Raw genomic sequence first — 17,862 nt, forward strand, 5'->3', positions numbered from 1 at the left:
GATGAAACAGCGCACCGCGCGCCCGCCCTATGTGGCCGCCGGCCAGGCCGCCGACCCGCCCTACGCGCTGCGCATCGACCCTGAGGACGCCGGCTGGGGCTACTCCGCGCTCCGGATTCTGCACCTCGCGCCCGGCGGCGCGCACACCCTCGCCACCGGCGACAGTGAGTGGATCGTGCTGCCGCTCAGCGGCGGTTGCACGGTGCGCGTCGATGACGGGATCTTTGAACTGCAGGGCAGAGACAGCGTGTTCAGCGGGGTCAGCGACTTCGCCTATGTGCCGCGCGACGCCCATGCCCAGATCGCCTCCGGCGCGGGGGGCCGCTTCGCCCTGGCAGGAGCGAGGTGCGAGCGACGACTCCCCGCTCGCTACGGCCCCGCGCCGGAGGTTCCCGTCGAACTGCGCGGCGCCGGGGTCTGCTCCCGCCAGGTGAACAACTTCGCCGCCGCCGGGGTCTTCGAGTGCGACAAGCTGATCGCGGTCGAGGTCCTCACCCCCGGCGGCAACTGGTCCTCGTACCCCCCGCACAAGCACGACGAGCACCGGCCGGGCGTCGAGTCCGCACTTGAGGAGATCTACTACTTCGAGATCGCGGACGACGGCCTCGGCTACCACCGGGTCTCCCCGTCCCGCCCCGGCGGCGCCGACACGCTCGACGAAGTCCGCACCGGCGACGCCGTGCTGATCCCCGACGGCTGGCACGGCCCCTCCATCGCCGCGCCCGGACGGGACATGTACTACCTCAATGTGATGGCCGGGCCCGCCGCCGAGCGGCAGTGGCTCATCTGCGACCACCCCGACCACGCCTGGATCCGCGACACCTGGCCGTCGCAGCCCGTCGACCCCCGGCTCCCCCTGTACCCGGCCGCGGGACCCGACAGCGAGGAGAACCCCCGATGACCTCCCTGCACGCAGCAAGCCCAGCCCACGGCACCCGGCGGCTCACCGTCGCCCAGGCCCTCCTCGCCTTCCTCGCCCGCCAGTACACCGAGCGCGACGGCCGCCGCCACCGTCTGATCAGCGCCACCTGGGGCATCTTCGGCCATGGCAATGTCGCCGGGCTCGGCCAGGCGCTGCTGGAATCCGGCACGGAGATGCCGTACTTCCAGGGCCGCAACGAACAGGCCATGGTGCACGCGGCCGTCGGCTACGCCCGCCAGTCCCGCCGGCTGTCCGCCCACGCCGTCACCACCTCCATCGGCCCCGGCGCGACCAATCTGGTCACCGGCGCCGCCCTGGCCACCGTCAACCGGCTGCCCGTGCTGCTCCTGCCCGGCGACACCTTCGCCACCCGCCCCGCCGACCCGGTGCTCCAGCAGCTCGAAGTCCCCTCCGCGGGCGATGTGTCGGTCAATGACACGCTGCGGCCCGTCAGCCGCTACTTCGACCGCGTCACCCGCCCCGAGGCGCTCATCCCGGCCGCCCTGGCGGCCATGCGGGTGCTCGCCGATCCGGCCGAGACCGGCGCGGTCACCCTCGCGCTGCCGCAGGACGTGCAGGCGGAGGCGTACGACTGGCCGGAGGAGTTCTTCGCCCAGCGGGTGTGGACCGTGCGCCGCCCCCGGCCCGACGCCCAAGAGCTGGCCCAGGCCGTCGCCGCCATACGGGCCGCCCGCCGCCCACTGATCGTCGCGGGCGGCGGCGTACGCCACAGCGAGGCCGAGAAGTCGCTGCGCGTGCTCGCCGAAACCACGGGCATCCCCGTCGCCACCACCCAGGCGGGCAAAGGCGCGCTGCGCCATGACCACCCCTGCGACCTCGGCGGCATCGGCCACACCGGCACCGCGGTCGCCGACGAACTGGCCCGCGCCGCCGATCTGGTCATCGGCGTCGGCACCCGGTGGACCGACTTCACCACCGCCTCCTCGACCCTCTTCCAGAACCCGGACGTCCGCTTCCTCAACCTCAACATCACGGCCTTCGACGCCCACAAGATGTCCGGTCAGACCCTGCTCGGCGACGCGCGCACCACGCTCGACGAGCTGACCGTCGCCCTGCGCACCCTCGGCGCACGCGTCGAGGAGAGCTACCAGCGCCAGTACGCGCAGGGCAAGGCAGACTGGGAGCGGCGCGTCACCGCCGCGTACGCCGCCGAGGACCCGCAGGCCCGCCCCACCCAGACGCAGCTGCTCGGCGCCCTCGACGCGCTGGTCACCGCCGACGACATCGTGATCAACGCGGCCGGGTCGCTTCCGGGCGATCTGCACAAGCTGTGGCGGCCGCGCGCTGCGGACCAGTACCACGTCGAGTACGGCTACTCCTGCATGGGCTATGAGCTGCCCGCCGCCATCGGCGTGGCGCTCGCCGCCCCCGGCCGGCCCGTCTGGGCGCTCGTCGGCGACGGCACCTATCTGATGAACCCGACCGAGATCGTCACCGCCGTCCAGGAGAACATCCCGATCAAGGTCGTCATCGTCCAGAACCACGGATACGCCTCGATCGGCGGGCTGTCCGAGTCGGTGGGCGCGGAGCGCTTCGGCACCGCCTACCGCCACCGGTCGGCCGCCGACCGCAGCTACACCGGAGACCCCCTCCCCGTCGACCTCGCCGCCAACGCCGCCTCCCTCGGCCTGCGCATGATCCGTGCGAAGACCGTCGGCGAGCTGCGCGAAGCCCTCGCCGAGGTGCGCGCCGCGAAGGTCCCCGCAGGTGTCTACATCGAGACCGAAACGGCAGACACTGTGTCGGGCCCGCCCCCGGCACAGGCGTGGTGGGATGTTCCGGTGGCCGAGACCGCGACCCGCCCGTCGGCCGTCAAGGCCCGGGAGGAGTACGAACGGCACGTCGCCGCACGTCGCCGCCATCTGTGACCGCCCGACGCCGCCATCTGTGAAGGAGCACGAGCAATGAAGACCGTCAACCACTGGATCGGTGGCAAGACCGTCGAGGGCGCGTCGGGCAACTGGGGCCCCGTCACCGACCCCGCGACCGGCGCGGTCACCACACAGGTCGCCCTCGCCTCGGCCGAGGAGGTCGGCGCCGCCGTCGCCGCCGCCAAGGAGGCGTACCGGACCTGGGGCCTCTCCTCGCTGGCCCAGCGCACCGCGATCCTCTTCCGCTACCGCGCGCTGCTGGACGCCCGCCGCGACGACATCGCCGCGCTGATCACCGCCGAGCACGGCAAGGTGCACTCCGACGCACTGGGCGAGGTCGCCCGCGGACTGGAGATCGTGGAGCTGGCCTGCGGAATCACCACCCAGCTCAAGGGCGAGCTGTCCACCCAGGTCTCCAGCCGGGTCGACGTGGCCGCCATCCGCCAGCCGCTGGGCGTCGTCGCCGGCATCACCCCGTTCAACTTCCCGGCCATGGTGCCGATGTGGATGTTCCCGCTCGCCATCGCCTGCGGCAACACCTTCGTCCTCAAGCCCAGCGAGAAGGACCCCTCCGCCGCCAATCTGCTGGCCGAACTGGCCGCGGAGGCCGGGCTGCCGGACGGCGTGCTCAATGTGGTGCACGGCGACAAGGCCGCCGTCGACGCGCTGCTCGCCCACCCGGACGTGGCCGCCGTGTCCTTCGTCGGCTCCACGCCCATCGCGCGGTATATCCACACTGCCGCCTCCGCCAACGGCAAGCGCGTGCAGGCGCTCGGCGGCGCCAAGAACCATATGCTGGTGCTGCCCGACGCGGACCTGGACGCGGCCGCGGACGCCGCGGTCTCGGCCGCGTACGGCTCCGCCGGCGAGCGCTGCATGGCGATCTCCGCGGTCGTCGCGGTCGGCGCGATCGGCGACGAACTGGTGGAGAAGATCCGCGAACGCGCCGAGAAGATCAAGATCGGACCGGGCGACGACCCGGCGTCCGAGATGGGCCCGCTGATCACCAAGGCCCACCGCGACAAGGTCGCCTCCTATGTGACCGGCGCGGCCGCCCAGGGCGCCGAGGTCGTCCTCGACGGCACCGGATTCACCGTGGACGGTTACGAGGACGGCCACTGGATCGGGCTGTCGCTGCTCGACAAGGTGGCCGTGGACTCCGACGCCTACCGTGACGAGATCTTCGGCCCGGTGCTGTGCGTGCTGCGCGCCGCGACGTACGAGGACGGCGTGGCCCTCATCAACGCCTCGCCCTTCGGCAACGGCACCGCCATCTTCACCCGCGACGGCGGCGCGGCCCGCCGCTTCCAACTGGAGGTCCAGGCGGGCATGGTCGGCGTCAATGTGCCGATCCCGGTGCCGGTGGGCTACCACTCCTTCGGCGGCTGGAAGGACTCGCTCTTCGGCGACCATCACATCTACGGCAACGACGGCGTGCACTTCTACACCCGCGGCAAGGTCGTCACCACCCGCTGGCCCGACCCGTCGGAGGCGCCGGCCGGGGTGGACCTGGGCTTCCCCCGCCACGACTGAGCGCGCATGCGCCGCGGCCGGGTGCGCGGACGAAAACGGCCCGTACGGACCCCCGTTCCGTACGGGCCGTGGCGCGTACGCCCGACGGACCCCAGTAGACCCCGGCGGGCCACCCCGAAGCCACCGGTTTTTCCCCGGGGGCTCGGCCCCCGCACCCCCCGCGCCTCAATCGCCGGCGGGGCTGGTTTCTGGTTCCTGCGCCTCAATCGCCGGCGGGGCTGGTTTCTGGTTCCTGCGCCTCAATCGCGGGCGGGGCTGGGTTTCAGGACCCCGCGCCCCAATCACCGGCGGGGCTGGGATGTGAGCCTTCAACGGCGGCGGGGCTGGGATGTGGCGCAGCCAATTCAGCCTGCTGGGGGGCACCTCCGTGGGCGTACCCCTGGGGGCACCTCCCAGCAGTAGCTGGGGGAGGCAGCTGGGGAGCTTGAGGACACGGCCTTCAGGCCGTACAGGGGGCGGCGGCGCGAAGCTGCCGCCCGACAGGGGGCGCGGGGCGCCAGCCCCGCAGCTCCTCCCCCCCCGGAGGGGGTCTGGGGGCGGAGCCCACAGTTACGGGAAGTGGGGGTGCCCCCACGCCCCCAGGGCGTAGGGGGAGGGTGGGGGAAAGCCCCTCCCGGCCTGCTGCGCCACCCCCGTTCCCCACGTCACCATGGACCCATGGTGAACCCCCAGATCGCGAACCCCCACCAGGCCGAGGCCTGGAACGGATACGAAGGCCGGCACTGGGCCGCCCACCCGGACCGGTACGACGCTCTCAACGACCCTGCCAACACCCCGCTCCTCGACGCCGCGCGCCTCACCCGCGGTGACCGGGTTCTCGACATCGGCTGCGGGAACGGCCATCTCACCCGGCTCGCCGCCCGCCGCTGCGCCGCCGCCCTCGGTGTCGACCTGTCCGGGCCGATGCTGGAGCAGGCGCGGGCCACGGCCGAGGCGGAGGGGATCGGCAATGTCTCCTTCGTCCAGGCCGACGCCCAGGTGCACCCCTTCGAGGAGGCTTCCTTCGACGCCGCTCTCAGCCGCTTCGGGATCATGTTCTTCGCCGATCCCGTCGCCGCGTTCGCCAATATCGGCTGGGCGCTGCGGCCCGGCGGGCGGCTCGCCTTCGTCTGCCCGCAGGAATTCGCCCGCTTCGACCACTCGGCGGTGTTCGAGGCGATCGCCGCCCATGTGCCGCTGCCCGCCCTCGACGAGGAGCCGAAGGACGATGAGCCGCCGACCGGGCCCTCGTCCTTCGCCGACCCCGACCGCACCCGGCGCGTGCTCGGCGCCGCCGGTTACACGGGCATTGACATCAGCGAACTGGAGACCTTCCAGCACTGGGGCGAGGACGCGGAAGCGGCCGCGGAGTTCCTCTTCGAGATGGGCCCGATGCGGCACTGGCTGAGCGACGCCGACCCGGCCGCCCTCGCCCGGGCGCGCACCGCCGCTACCGACCTCTTCCGTTCCTACGAGACCGCGGACGGGGTCCGGCTCGTCGCCCGCCTCTGGCTGGTCACCGCCGGATGGCAGGGTCCTTCGCCGGAAGCCGCCGGGTGAGGCGCCCGGCCGACGCCGTCGTCCCCGCAGGCGACCAGCACCAGATTCCCGCGTACCGCTTCCCGTTCCCGCGTACCGCATCTGGTGTACGGCGACCTCAGTACGTACTCCTCAAGGAGGCCCGCGAATTCCGACCGGCGGCAGCCGGGCCGCCGCCGCCCTCCGCTTAGGGTCGTCCCATGCAGATCCGACTCCCCCGGCCGTCCCTGCCGTCCCGGGCGCGCGGACGCTGGATCGCGGCGGCGGCCGCGCTGGCCGTCCTCGCCGGTGCGGGCACCTGGACCGCGGTCGCCGACGACGGCGCGCCGGCCGTGCGGCGCGAGGACCGCGTCCAGCGGATGCCCGGCGCGGAGATCGACACCTCCTACTTTGTCGCGGAGGGCGGCGGGCGCAGACCGGCCGTCCTCCTCGGCCATGGCTTCGGCGGCAGCAAGGATGACGTCCGCGCCCAGGCCGAGCGGCTCGCCCGCGACGGATACGCCGTGCTCACCTGGTCCGCCCGCGGCTTCGGCGACTCCACCGGAAAGATCGGCCTCAATGACCCGGCACACGAGGTCAAGGACGTCTCCCGGCTGATCGACTGGCTGGCGGACCGCCCCGAGGTGCGGCTCGACGGCGCGGGCGATCCGCGCGTCGGCGTCAGCGGCGTCTCCTACGGCGGGGCCGCCTCCCTGCTCGCCGCGGGCCACGACCCGCGCGTGGACGCCATCGCGCCCCGGATCACCTATTGGAACCTCGCCGACGCCCTCTTCCCCGACGGCGTGTTCAAAAAGCTCTGGGCCGGGATCTTCTTCACTGCGGGCGGCGGCTGCGACACCTTCGAGCGGCAGCTGTGCGCGATGTACGAACGCGTCGCCGTCTCCGGACGGCCCGATCAGGCCGCCCGCGAACTGCTCGACTCCCGCAGCCCCTCCGCCGTCGGCGAGCGCATCAAGGTCCCGACCCTGATCGTGCAAGGCCAGACCGACTCCCTCTTCCCGCTCGGGCACGCCGACGCCATGGCCCGGCGGATCAGCGCCAACGGCGCGCCCGTCGCGGTCGACTGGATCGCCGGGGGACACGACGGCGGAGACCGGGAGAGCGGGCGTATCGAGGCCCGTATCGGGCAGTGGTTCGACCGCTATCTCAAGGAGGACGTCTCCGCAGGCGCCGGGCCCGCCTTCCGGGTGAGCCGTACCGGAGGAGTCGACTCCACCGATGGGCGGGCGCTGCTGCGCGGCGCCGTCGCCGACCGCTACCCCGGACTCGCCGACGGCGTCCGGGAGATCACGCTCACCGGGCGGGAACAGACCTTCCAGCGCCCGGCCGGGGCCAGCCCGCCCGCCGTCTCCGCGGTGCCCGGCCTCGGCGGCGGTCTCGGACAGCTCGGCTCCTCCCTCGGCGTGGGCCTCTCCCTCGACTTCCCCGGACAGCACGCCCGCTTTGACTCCGCCCCGCTGCGGCAGCCGCTGCGCATCACCGGATCGCCCGCGGTCCGGGTCCGGGTCGCCTCCGGCAGCGGCGAGGCCGTGCTCTTCGCCAAGGTGTACGACGTCGGGCCCGACGGCCGCTCCCAGGTGCTGCCCGCACAGCTGGTCGCACCGGTCAGGGTCACCGGGGCGCAGACCGGCCGGGAGGTCGAACTGACCCTGCCCGCCGTGGACTACGAGGTGGACGCGGGACACCGGCTGCGGCTGGTGCTGTCGGCCACCGACCTCGGCTATGCCTCCCCGGCCGAGCCCGCCTCCCACACCGTGGGCCTCGTGGGCGCGGGCGCGCTGTCCGTGCCCACCGCGCCGGATGTGCGGACGCAGGCCGCCGGGCTGCCCTGGTGGACCTGGGCGCTGCCCGCCGCGGGCGCGGCCCTGGCCGCCGCCCTGCTGGTCACGGCCCGCCGGCGGTCCGCCGCACCCGCCCCCGACCCGTCCCTCGCGGACGTACCGCTGCAGATCACCGGACTGACGAAGCGTTACGCCAAGTCCGCCGACCGCTATGCCGTGCAGGATCTGTCCTTCCGCGTCGAGAAGGGCCAGGTGCTGGGGCTGCTCGGCCCCAACGGCGCGGGCAAGACCACCACCCTGCGCATGCTGATGGGGCTGATCTCCCCAGACGAGGGCGAGATCCGTGTCTTCGGCCAGGCGATCAGGCCGGGCGCGCCGGTGCTGTCGCGGGTCGGCGCATTCGTCGAAGGCGCGGGCTTTCTGCCGCATCTGTCCGGGCGGGACAATCTGGAGCTGTACTGGAAGGCCACCGGCCGCCCCGCCGAGGACTCCCATATCGACCAGGCGCTGCAGATCGCCGGGCTCGGCGACGCCCTCGCCCGCGCGGTGCGCACCTACTCCCAGGGCATGCGGCAGCGGCTCGCCATCGCCCAGGCCATGCTGGGTCTGCCGGACCTGCTGATCCTCGACGAACCGACCAACGGTCTGGACCCGCCGCAGATCCGCGAGATGCGCGAGGTGATGATCCGGTACGCGGCCGGGGGCCGGACCGTGATCGTCTCCAGCCATCTGCTGGCCGAGGTCGAGCAGTCCTGCACCCATCTGGCAGTCATGGACCGCGGACGGCTGGTGCAGTCCGGGCCGGTCGCGGAGATCACCGGGGAGGGCGACACCCTGCTGGTCACCACCGCCGAGGAGGTGGCGGAACCGCTCGTCGAGAAGATCGCCGCGCTGCCGGGGGTCGGGTCCGCGGTCCGTGTGGACGGGGGGCTGCTCGTACGGCTGGACGGCACGGCCGCGACCCTGAACGCCACCGGGCTGATCGCCGAACTGGTGCGGCTTGAGGTGCCGCTGACAGGCGTCGGCCCGCACCGCCGGCTTGAGGACGCTTTCCTCACTCTGATCGGAGGCTCCGCATGACCGCCCCGCCGCCGCTGCTCGACGCGGCCCCGGGATACCGGGCCCGGCACACCCTGCCGCTGCGCGTCGAGGCGCTGCGCCAGCTCAAGCGCCGCCGCACGCTGGTGATGGGTGCGGTGCTGGCCGCGCTGCCGCTGGTGCTGATCGCCGCCTTCGCCATCGGCGGGGGCCCGGACGACGAGGACGGCGGCGGGCGGGTGACGCTGATCGACACCGCGACCGCGTCCGGCGCGAACTTCGCCGCCACCTGTCTCTTTGTCTCGGCCGGCTTTCTGCTGGTGGTGCCGGTGGCGCTGTTCTGCGGGGACACCGTGGCCGCCGAGGCCAACTGGTCCTCCCTGCGCTATCTGCTGGCCGCGCCCGTGCCGCGCGCCCGGCTGCTGTGGTCCAAACTGACCGTGGCGCTGGGCTTCAGCGCGGCGGCCATGCTGCTGCTTCCCCTGGTCGCCCTGGCGACGGGCACACTCGCCTATGGCTGGGGTCCGCTGAAACTGCCCACCGGCGGCTCTCTGGCGGCCGGGGACACTCTGGCACGGCTCGGGCTGGCGGTGGCGTTCGTCTTTGTCTCCCAACTGGTCACCGCGGGGCTCGCCTTCTGGCTCTCCACCAAGACGGACGCCCCGCTCGGCGCGGTCGGCGGAGCCGTCGGTCTGACGATCATCGGCAATGTCCTGGACGCGGTGACGGCACTCGGCTCCTGGCGCGATGTGCTTCCCGCGCACTGGCAGTTCGCCTGGATCGACGCGCTCCAGCCGCAGCTGGAGTGGAACGGGATGGTGAAGGGCGCGGCGGTCTCGGTGACCTATGCGCTGGTGTTCTTCGCGCTGGCGTTCAGGAACTTCTCCCGGAAGGACATCGTCTCTTGACCTGGGGCTCCCCGCCGGGCGGGGAGCCGCGCGAGGCTGCCGCCCCCAGGAGCGGCAGCCTCACACCCCCACCCCGGCTTGCGAGCGGGCCTATACCCAGCCTCGGCGCGCCGCTTCCGCTCCCGCGCGGAAGCGGCTGGTCGTGCCGAGGGCGGTGAGCAGTTCGCCGACGCGGCGGCTGTAGGTGCGCCCGGACATGCCCAGCCGGGTCGCCGCGGTCTCATCGGTCAGACCGGCCAGCAGCGCATGCAGCACGGGCTGGAGATGGGACGGCGGGCCGGTGGGCTCGACCTGCTCCGTCACCGCGTCCCCGCACTCCCACCAGGCACGGTGCACCCGGACGAGGGACTGTACGACGACTGGGTCACGGATCAGCAGTACACCGTGATAGTGCAGTTCGAGGTCGAGGGGGACGGCGGCTATCGAGCGGTCGGCGACGAGCAGCTTGAACGGAATGGAGTCGGTCACCCGCGCCTCGCCCGGACACAGCCAGGGCGCGGGGAGATGGGCAAGTCCATGACGGGGAGCGACCCGCCGGACGACGGGGATCTGGTCCCCGGCGGTCTGCACACAGGACGCGGCGAACTCCAGAAACGGCTCTGGGATGCCGTGGCCCAGCGCCCCGCTGGGATCGTCAAAGCTCAGCAGCTCATGCCGGGCCGAGCGCACCAATCTGCTGAGAGCGGCCCGCACCTGAGCCACCCCGCGGACCTGTCTGCCCGGCGCGTCCCGCAGGACGAACTGGGACATCTCCTTTACGCCGCCGCTGTCGACGCCTGTCCCGACGCCTGTTCCGGCGCCAACGCCGACGCCACCGCCGAGCACGGAGCCCGGAATTGCCGACACGGCGATCACCCCCCTTGCATCAATCCACCGCCGCCACTCCATGTACTCATACGGCTGCGCATGGTGACAATAGCCTGATCAGGCAGTGGCGAGTCCTTGCCAGAACCGTCAAGGAGGGGCCTCCGTTGCCGCATTGAGATTCTTCCGCAACACCTTTGTCGGCTCCCGGCCGCCGCGCCGAGCGTCACATTCACAAGTGCCGACAACTCAGGGGGCCGGGATGACACTCTGCGCACGGAGCGCACGGGGCGCGTGGACCGCGAGGACGTACAGAGGAGCGCTGGCGGCGCTGCTGGCGGGAGGCGTGCTGCTGACCGCGGGGTGCAGCGGCGGCGGGGGCGGCCCGGAGCGCACCGGCGCCGACAACGCGCAGCGCGGTCCCGGGCTGATCGCCCCGGACGGCGGGGGCGGCGCCCCGGCGCCGGCGGGGCAGGAGAACGGCGAGAGCAGGGACGGCGAGCTCCCCGAGTCCGAGCGGTCGAGGCCGCCGGCCGACTATCTGTCGACGTTCGCGCTGGACGTGGACACCGCGTCGTACGGCTACGCCCGCCGCACGCTGAGGGACGGACGGCTGCCCAGGCCCGGGGACATACGCCCGGAGGAGTTCGTCAACAGCTTCCGGCAGGACTATCCCAAGCCCGAGGGGGACGGCTTCTCCGTGTCCGTCGACGGCGCGCGTACCGCCGCGTCCGACGCCGAGGGTGAGGTCGAGGGCGAGATCAAGAGCGATACGGGTGAAGGGGAGTGGTCACTGGTACGGGTGGGGCTCGCAACCGGCACCACCGACCGGACGAGTGAACGGCCTCCCGCCGCCCTGACATTCGTCATCGACATCTCCGGCTCCATGTCCGAACCGGGCCGGCTCGACCTCGTCAAGAAGTCCCTCGGCATCCTGACCGACGAACTCCGTGACGACGACTCGATCGCGGTCGTCACCTTCAGCGGCGAGGCCGAGACCCGGCTGCCGATGACCCGGCTCGGGGAGCGCCGCGACCGCGTCCACCGGGTGATCGACCGCCTGGAGGCCGCCGACTCCACCAATGTGGAGGCGGGCGTGACGACCGGATACGACGTGGCCGTCGAGGGCCGCAGGAGCGGGGCGGCCAACCGTGTCGTACTCCTCTCCGACGCCCTCGCCAACACCGGCCGCACGGACGCGGACGCCATCCTCGACCGGATCGACGACGCCCGCGGCGAGTTCGGGATCACCCTCTTCGGGGTGGGCGTCGGCAGCCAGTACGGCGATGCGCTCATGGAGCGGCTCGCCGACAAGGGCGACGGCCACACGGCCTATGTCTCCACCGAGGAGGAGGCGCGGAAGGTCTTCGTCGACCAGCTCCCCCGGAATGTGGAACTCCGGGCGCGGGACGCCAAGGCGCAGGTGGCGTTCGATCCGCAGACGGTGCGGCAGTTCAAGCTCATCGGCTACGAGAACCGCGCGGTCGACGACGACGACTTCCGCGACGACCGGGTGGACGGCGGAGAGGTCGGCCCCGGCCACACCGTGACCGCGCTGTACGCCGTACGGCTCAGGGAGGGTGCGAGCGGCCATGTGGCGACCGCCACCGTACGCTGGCTCGACCCGAAGACCCGCGCCCCGCATGAGCGGTCGGGTTCCATCGAGACGGACGCGATCGCCCCGTCCCTGTGGCGCGGAGACGTCTCGCCCAGGCTTCAGGTCACCGCGGTGGCCGCGTACTTCGCCGAGTCGCTGCGGGGCGGCGCCCTCCCCGGCGCGCCCGGCCTGCGCGGCCTGGCGGGGCACGCGAGGAAGCTGGCGGCGACGACGGAGGACGGTGCGGTGTCCGACCTCGCGGACGCGATCAACCGCGCGCGGGGGCTGCGCGACTGACGCGGCGCCCTTTCCCCGGGGGCTCCGCCCCCGGACCCCCGCGCCCCAAACTCCCCCAGACTCCTCCCCCAGCTACCTCCCCCAGACTCCGTCCGGGGGTGCCCCCATGGAGGTGCCCCCACGAGGCTGGAGAATCCAGCCCGTCGAGGGCACCTGACCCCGTGTTGACGGCGGAGGGCCGCCCCGGCACGGTGGCGGCATGGGGAGTGGGGACAGCGGAACCGAACCGCGGGGCGCGTGGGGGGCCGGAGGCGGTCCGCGCCGCCGGGTCAGGCCGTGGCGGCTGGCGCTCGCCGTCGCCGTCTGCGCGCTGCTCGCTGCAGGGCTGACCGCCGCCGTCGTGAAGGCCGGGGACGGGCGGCGGGCGGCGGGCGCCGTGCAGGGGCCGTCCGCCGGGGACTTCACCGAGCTGCGGGACATGCCCGCCGCCCCGCCGCCCCCGGCCGCCGGGCCGGACGCGTCCACCGGCGTGGTCACCGTGCGCTGCGGGCGCAACGAGGAAGGCCACTACAACGAGGACAACGTGGTCATCGCGCCCGGCGTCCGCGGCAGCGCCCATCACACCCACACCCATGTGGGCAATCTGTCCACCTCCGCCTTCTCCACCGACGAGAGCCTGGCGTCCGCCCCCACCAGCTGTGCGGGCGGCGACCGCTCCGCGTACTACTGGCCGGTCCTGCGCCGCCAGGACCAGGCCGCCGTGCACCCTTACGAGAAGGCCGCAGGGCACGGCAACGCAGGCCGCATCCTGCTCCCGGCCACCGCCCGGATCGAGTTCCACGGCAGCCCGGTGAGCGATGTCGTCGCCATGCCGCGGTTCCTGCGCGCCGTCACCGGCGACGCGGTGGCGCATACGCGCGGAGACGACAGCCTGGTGCGGGCCCGCTGGGGCTGCTCCAGCGCCCCCGACCGCGCTGCCACGCGCTATCCCCGGTGCCCCGAGGGCGACCGCGTCACCCGCACGCTGACCTTCCCGAGCTGCTGGAACGGCCTGGACACCGACAGCGCCGGCCATCGCGCGCATCTGGTGCACCCGGCCGGGAACGGCGTCTGCCCCACGGGCGCCTTCCCGGTGCCGCAGCTGCGCATCGCGCTGTCGTATGACGTGCCGGCGGGCGCGCCCATCGCCGTCGACTCCTTCCCCGAGCAGCTCCACGACCCCAGGACCGATCACGCCATGTTCATCAATGTGATGACGGAGCGGCAGATGAACCGGGTGGTGGACTGCCTGAACAGCGGACGCCGCTGCTGACGCCCACACTCCAGGGCATGTGACGCAGATCACATGAACCGTTCAAGGTCTCCCGCCCGTGTCCGCCACGTCGCAGCAGGGGAGAGGACGGAGTGGGGCGGATGGCCGGACTATGGTCCCGCGGTCGGCGGAGCTCGACGGACGAGGCGCTGATCAGATCGCTGTACGAGGAACACGGCAAGGCGCTGCTCGCGTATGCGACCCGGCTGACCGGGGACCGGGCGGCCGCCGAGGACGTGGTCCAGGAGACCCTGATCCGCGCCTGGCGGCACTCCGAGTCGCTGGTCAACGGCAGGGGATCGGTACGCGGCTGGCTGCTCACCGTGGCCCGCAACATCGTCACCGACCGGTACCGCGCCAAGGCGGCGCGGCCCGCCGAGGTCGCCGAGTCCCCGACGACCGGGCCGGTCGCCGAGGACCACGCGGAGGCCGTCGTGGACTCGATGGCGGTGCTGGGCGCCCTGGACCAGCTGACCGCGGAGCACCGGGAGGTGCTGGTGGAGCTGTACTTCCGGGAGCACACCGTGGCGGAGACCGCCCAGGCGCTCGGCATCCCGGCCGGAACGGTCAAATCCCGTTCCCACTACGCGCTCAAGGCGCTGCGCGACGCCTATGCGAACAGTCCCGCAGGGCCGGGCGGTTCGAAGAAGTCCTCGAAGAAGTCAAGGAAATCCGGAAAGACCGGCGGCCGGGCCAAGCTGCAGGAGGTGGCGGCATGACCATGCGACAGCACGACGACGAGCTGCTCGGCGCCTACGTCCTCGGCGTGCTCGGCGAGACGGACGCGGAAGCGCTGCAGACGCATCTGGCGGACTGCGAGCGGTGCAGAAAGGAGCTGGCCGAGCTGCGCGAGATGGAGGCCGCTCTCGGCGAAGTGCCGGAGGAGGCGTTTCTGGACGGTCCGCCGCCCGGCGGCGATCTGCTGCTCCAGCGCACCCTGCGCCAGGTGCGCGCAGAGCGCACCGGCGTCGCCCGGCGCCGCTGGGCGGTCGCCGGCCTGGCCGCGGCGGCGTCCCTGGCCGCGGTGTTCTGGCTGGGCGCCAGGGCGGGCGACGACGGCCCGGCGAACGTCGCCCGGCCGCCCGCGCCGACCGGGACCGCGACCGCTCCGGCGACCCCGCCGCCCGGGGTGAAGGTCGCCTCTGCGACCGACCCCGTCACCGGGGCCCGGATGACGGTCCAGGTCACTCCGGCCGCCGACTGGGTGCGGGTCAACGCCTCGGTCAGCGGAATTCCTTCGGGAGAGCGCTGCCGGCTGATCGTGGTTTCCGGGGACGGCGTCCGCACGACAGCCGGCGGCTGGGTGGTCGGAGCCCATGAGAACGGCGCGGGCAAGGGCGTCAACCTCGACGGCTCGGCGGCGGTCGCGCCGTCCGACGTCCGGGAGATCGTGGTCGAGAACGAGGCGGGCACGCGCTATGTCTCGGTGCCCGTCTGACGGGTGCGCGACGGGCGGGTGCGTCCGGGGCCGCGCGACGACGGCCCGCTCACGCGTGCTCCCGGGACCCCGTCGCAGGGAACCGCCAAGGGACCAGGCAGACTCTGCGTGTTGCAGTCGTTTCGAAGGGGGATGACCCACACATGATCACGCTCACCAAGGAAGACGGGCCGGCGGACCTGGACGGAGTGACCCATCTGTCCATCGGCGTGTCCTGGGACCCCACGGCCGGGAGCAGCGGCGGGGTGCTGGGCAAGCTGCGCCGCAAACAGGGCACCGACCTCGACCTGATCGCCATCGCCATGCATGACGGGGAGCCGGTGCGCCTGGCGGGTCTCGACTCACTCGACCCCATGGGCAATGGCTCGCTGGTCCACAGCGGCGACAACCAGACCGGCCACGGGGACGGTGACGATGAGACGGTGACCGTCGAGTTCGCCCGGATCCCGCCGCACATCACGTCCATCGTGTTCGTCGCCGCCGCGTACAAGAAGGGCAGCTCCTTCCAGAAGGCGCGCAACGTCAGCTTCAAGGTCTACGACGCGACCGGCGGCAGCTCCCAGCAGGTCGCCGACATCTGGCCCAGCCTGCTCACCCAGGACAACGGCTGCGCTGTGGCCAAGGCGATCCGGGCCGGCGACGCCTGGAAACTCGAAGTGATCAACACGACGGGGAAGATCAAGCAGGGCGACGAGCACGCCCTGATGCGCTTCGCCGCCAGCAAGTAGTCACAGGGGCGTCGTGAGCAAGGCGCTTGGCGCTTGGCCACCGCAACCGGCGGCCCGGCGCCCGGCGCTTACGCGCGCCCGACACGGCCCCCGCTAGGTTGCCCCTGAGCAGCGAAAAGGCCCTCCGGGGAGGAGGGCCTTCGCGTGGTGCGCGCGGTGCGCCCCCGGCAGGACTCGAACCTGCGGCCAAGCGCTTAGAAGGCGCCTGCTCTATCCACTGAGCTACGGGGGCCGGTGGTGGCCTCGGTGGCCTGGAGCCCCTGGTAGGTGGTCCGTGACCTTTGCCGGGGACAAGGATAGGGCTCCGTGGGCCTTGGCCCGGTTGCTTCGCCTGCCTGGCACGATGTGGAGGTTCGGTGAAGCGAACCCGATAATCGCAGGCAGGTGCGATTCACGCAGCGCTTTTCACGTCTCACGTCGCGGGTGTTGTCTACTCGTTATGCCTGCGCCCCACTCATCCCGTCTGTTCCGGGGCTCCGATCGGCGCGCAGAGATGCTCATACGCTTCAAATATCCCTCAAAATTGGGCATTCTTCGCATGTGGTGACCTTGGATGCACGGCCTCAGCTGATCGACGCACTTTCCGCCCTGCGCGACCGTGTCGCCGCTGTGCGTCTTCCTCTGCCCCTTCCCGGCGCTCCACGTGCCCGGCAGACCCGTGCCGAGCTTCTCGCGCAGCTCGACGACTATCTCGTGCCCCGGCTCAAAGAGCCAGGAGCGCCGTTGCTCGCGGTCGTCGGCGGATCCACCGGGGCGGGGAAGTCGACGCTCGTCAACTCGCTTGTCGGGAGGTGCGTCAGCGAGGCCGGGGTGCTCAGGCCCACCACACGGACCCCAGTGCTGGCCTGCCATCCCGACGATCACGGCTGGTTCGCGGGGGCGCGGGTGCTGACGCAGCTCACGCGCGTATGGGCGGCTCAGGAGGACGGCGACGACAGGGCCGGGGGCAAGGGCGCGGGGCAGCGGACGCTGCGAATCGAGACCGTCGGCGCCCTGCCGCGGGGGCTCGCGCTCCTCGACGCTCCCGACATCGACTCCCTCGTGGTCGAGAACCGGCTGCTGGCCGCCGAGTTGATGTGCGCCGCAGATGTGTGGGTCATGGTGACCACCGCCGCCCGCTACGCCGACGCCGTGCCCTGGCATCTGCTGCGTACGGCGAAGGAGTACGACGCCACGCTGGTGACCGTCCTCGACCGGGTGCCGCACCAGGTCATCGAGGAGGTCTCCCGGCAGTACGCGGCGCTGCTGACCAAGGCCGGTCTGGGGGACGTCCCCCGGTTCACCATCCCCGAGCTGCCCGAGTCCGCGGGCGGCGGCAGCGGGCTGCTGCCGTACACCGCGGTCGCCCCGCTGTTCTCCTGGCTCGCACACCGGGCGCAGGACCCCGCCGCCCGGCAGCAGGCCGTGGCGCGCACGGCGAACGGCGTCATCGACTCGCTCAGCACCCGGATGCCGGAGCTGGCCGGGGCCGCCGCCGCCCAGTACGCAGCCGCCGTGCGGCTGACGGCGGCCGCCGAGGACGCGTACGCCAGGGAGCGCGAACGCGTCCTGGCCCGGTTGCGGGAGGGGGTCGTGCTCTCCGGTGACGCCCGCACCCGATGGCGGGCCTTCCCCCGCGACAGCTCCCCGGCGGAGCTGCTGGACTCCCTCGTCTCGGGCCTCTCCGCGCTGCTCCAGTGCGCCGTCGCCGCGGCCGAGGAGCGGGTGCACGAAGCCTGGCGGCGCGAACCGGCCGCGCGCGCCGTGCTGCGCGCCGGGTCCCGCGGGCGGCTGGACCCGGAGGCCGCCGAGCGGATCGGGATCGACGTACGGCGCTGGCGGCGCGTGCTGGAGGAGCTCGCCGAGGAAGAGGTCCGCACTCTGGAACGCGGCGCAGCGCCCGATCCCGAGACCGTCGCCGCGCTGCTGGCCACCGCCCTGCTCGGCGGGCGCAGGGCGCGCGCCGCGGGCGAGCGGCTCGCCGAGCGGACCGGGGCGCAGATCGCGCTCCGGTTGCGCGACAGGGGCGGCGAGCTGACGACGACGTACATCGACCGCGTACTGAACGGCGAACGCGACCGCCGTCTCGCGCCGATCGACGCGCTCGATGTGACCCCGGAGCCGCAGGCCGAGCTGATCGCCGCGCTGTCCCTGCTGCAGAAGGAGAGGTGACCG

Annotated in this window: 13 protein-coding genes and 1 tRNA gene; 12 read left to right on the forward strand and 2 right to left on the reverse strand. The window is 72.7% G+C overall.

The window, feature by feature from the left end; genetic code table 11:
* The first annotated feature begins 1 nt into the window (after window position 1).
* The 6 genes from iolB to OF819_RS14615 all read left to right on the forward strand — a co-directional run bounded on the left by iolB (window position 2) and on the right by OF819_RS14615 (window position 9,592).
* Window positions 2–901 (forward strand): 5-deoxy-glucuronate isomerase, encoded by a 900-nt coding sequence (gene iolB / locus OF819_RS14590; RefSeq protein ID WP_267243965.1) that lies wholly within the window; start codon window positions 2–4, stop codon window positions 899–901.
* Window positions 898–2,811 carry a 3D-(3,5/4)-trihydroxycyclohexane-1,2-dione acylhydrolase (decyclizing) gene (iolD, locus tag OF819_RS14595; RefSeq protein WP_267243930.1) on the forward strand — a complete coding sequence of 638 codons (1,914 nt, stop codon included), beginning with the start codon at window positions 898–900 and terminating at the stop codon, window positions 2,809–2,811. The genes iolB and iolD overlap by 4 nt, the downstream gene beginning before the upstream one ends.
* A gap of 36 nt (window positions 2,812–2,847) precedes the next feature.
* A complete protein-coding gene (mmsA, locus tag OF819_RS14600) occupies window positions 2,848–4,347 on the forward strand; it encodes a CoA-acylating methylmalonate-semialdehyde dehydrogenase (protein WP_267243931.1) in 1,500 nt (499 codons plus the stop codon).
* A gap of 657 nt (window positions 4,348–5,004) precedes the next feature.
* A complete protein-coding gene (locus OF819_RS14605) occupies window positions 5,005–5,886 on the forward strand; it encodes a class I SAM-dependent methyltransferase (RefSeq protein WP_267243932.1) in 882 nt (293 codons plus the stop codon).
* Window positions 5,887–6,065: 179 nt separating this feature from the next.
* Window positions 6,066–8,726, forward strand: a complete 2,661-nt coding sequence (locus OF819_RS14610) for an alpha/beta fold hydrolase (RefSeq protein ID WP_267243933.1) — start codon at window positions 6,066–6,068, stop codon at window positions 8,724–8,726.
* A complete protein-coding gene (locus OF819_RS14615; RefSeq protein ID WP_267243934.1) occupies window positions 8,723–9,592 on the forward strand; it encodes an ABC transporter permease in 870 nt (289 codons plus the stop codon). The genes OF819_RS14610 and OF819_RS14615 overlap by 4 nt, the downstream gene beginning before the upstream one ends.
* A 90-nt stretch (window positions 9,593–9,682) precedes the next feature.
* Here the strand turns inward: OF819_RS14615 and OF819_RS14620 are convergent, their stop codons facing one another.
* A complete protein-coding gene (locus OF819_RS14620; RefSeq protein WP_267243935.1) occupies window positions 9,683–10,438 on the reverse strand; it encodes a DNA-binding response regulator in 756 nt (251 codons plus the stop codon).
* Between the two features lie 220 nt (window positions 10,439–10,658).
* Here OF819_RS14620 and OF819_RS14625 point away from each other — a divergent pair, with 220 nt between their 5' ends.
* The 5 genes from OF819_RS14625 to OF819_RS14645 all read left to right on the forward strand — a co-directional run bounded on the left by OF819_RS14625 (window position 10,659) and on the right by OF819_RS14645 (window position 15,708).
* A complete protein-coding gene (locus tag OF819_RS14625; protein WP_267243936.1) occupies window positions 10,659–12,290 on the forward strand; it encodes a vWA domain-containing protein in 1,632 nt (543 codons plus the stop codon).
* Window positions 12,291–12,489: 199 nt separating this feature from the next.
* Window positions 12,490–13,542: a DUF1996 domain-containing protein gene (locus OF819_RS14630; RefSeq protein WP_267243937.1), complete on the forward strand. Its 1,053-nt coding sequence runs from the start codon at window positions 12,490–12,492 to the stop codon at window positions 13,540–13,542.
* Window positions 13,543–13,643: 101 nt separating this feature from the next.
* A complete protein-coding gene (locus tag OF819_RS14635) occupies window positions 13,644–14,261 on the forward strand; it encodes a sigma-70 family RNA polymerase sigma factor (RefSeq protein WP_267243938.1) in 618 nt (205 codons plus the stop codon).
* Window positions 14,258–14,980 (forward strand): anti-sigma factor family protein, encoded by a 723-nt coding sequence (locus tag OF819_RS14640; protein WP_267243939.1) that lies wholly within the window; start codon window positions 14,258–14,260, stop codon window positions 14,978–14,980. The genes OF819_RS14635 and OF819_RS14640 overlap by 4 nt, the downstream gene beginning before the upstream one ends.
* A 143-nt stretch (window positions 14,981–15,123) precedes the next feature.
* Window positions 15,124–15,708 carry a TerD family protein gene (locus OF819_RS14645; protein ID WP_267243940.1) on the forward strand — a complete coding sequence of 195 codons (585 nt, stop codon included), beginning with the start codon at window positions 15,124–15,126 and terminating at the stop codon, window positions 15,706–15,708.
* A 159-nt stretch (window positions 15,709–15,867) separates the two neighbouring features.
* Here OF819_RS14645 and OF819_RS14650 read toward each other — a convergent pair.
* A tRNA-Arg gene (locus OF819_RS14650) sits at window positions 15,868–15,940 on the reverse strand.
* A gap of 308 nt (window positions 15,941–16,248) precedes the next feature.
* Between OF819_RS14650 and OF819_RS14655 the strand changes: the two genes are divergently transcribed.
* On the forward strand, window positions 16,249–17,859 hold the full coding sequence (locus tag OF819_RS14655) for a dynamin family protein (RefSeq protein ID WP_267243941.1): 1,611 nt from the start codon (window positions 16,249–16,251) through the stop codon (window positions 17,857–17,859).
* Window positions 17,860–17,862 lie beyond the last annotated feature (3 nt).

The sequence above is a fragment of the Streptomyces sp. PR69 genome (genome assembly GCF_026420845.1).
Lineage (GTDB): Bacteria > Actinomycetota > Actinomycetes > Streptomycetales > Streptomycetaceae > Streptomyces.

Excerpts from the sequence above, each read along its gene's own strand:
- iolB (WP_267243965.1), top strand. The coding sequence starts at position 2 with ATGAAACAGCGCACCGCGCGCCCGCCCTATGTGGCCGCCGGCCAGGCC.
- iolD (WP_267243930.1), top strand. The coding sequence starts at position 898 with ATGACCTCCCTGCACGCAGCAAGCCCAGCCCACGGCACCCGGCGGCTC.
- mmsA (WP_267243931.1), top strand. The coding sequence starts at position 2,848 with ATGAAGACCGTCAACCACTGGATCGGTGGCAAGACCGTCGAGGGCGCG.
- OF819_RS14605 (WP_267243932.1), top strand. The coding sequence starts at position 5,005 with ATGGTGAACCCCCAGATCGCGAACCCCCACCAGGCCGAGGCCTGGAAC.
- OF819_RS14610 (WP_267243933.1), top strand. The coding sequence starts at position 6,066 with ATGCAGATCCGACTCCCCCGGCCGTCCCTGCCGTCCCGGGCGCGCGGA.
- OF819_RS14615 (WP_267243934.1), top strand. The coding sequence starts at position 8,723 with ATGACCGCCCCGCCGCCGCTGCTCGACGCGGCCCCGGGATACCGGGCC.
- OF819_RS14625 (WP_267243936.1), top strand. The coding sequence starts at position 10,659 with ATGACACTCTGCGCACGGAGCGCACGGGGCGCGTGGACCGCGAGGACG.
- OF819_RS14630 (WP_267243937.1), top strand. The coding sequence starts at position 12,490 with ATGGGGAGTGGGGACAGCGGAACCGAACCGCGGGGCGCGTGGGGGGCC.
- OF819_RS14635 (WP_267243938.1), top strand. The coding sequence starts at position 13,644 with ATGGCCGGACTATGGTCCCGCGGTCGGCGGAGCTCGACGGACGAGGCG.
- OF819_RS14640 (WP_267243939.1), top strand. The coding sequence starts at position 14,258 with ATGACCATGCGACAGCACGACGACGAGCTGCTCGGCGCCTACGTCCTC.
- OF819_RS14645 (WP_267243940.1), top strand. The coding sequence starts at position 15,124 with ATGATCACGCTCACCAAGGAAGACGGGCCGGCGGACCTGGACGGAGTG.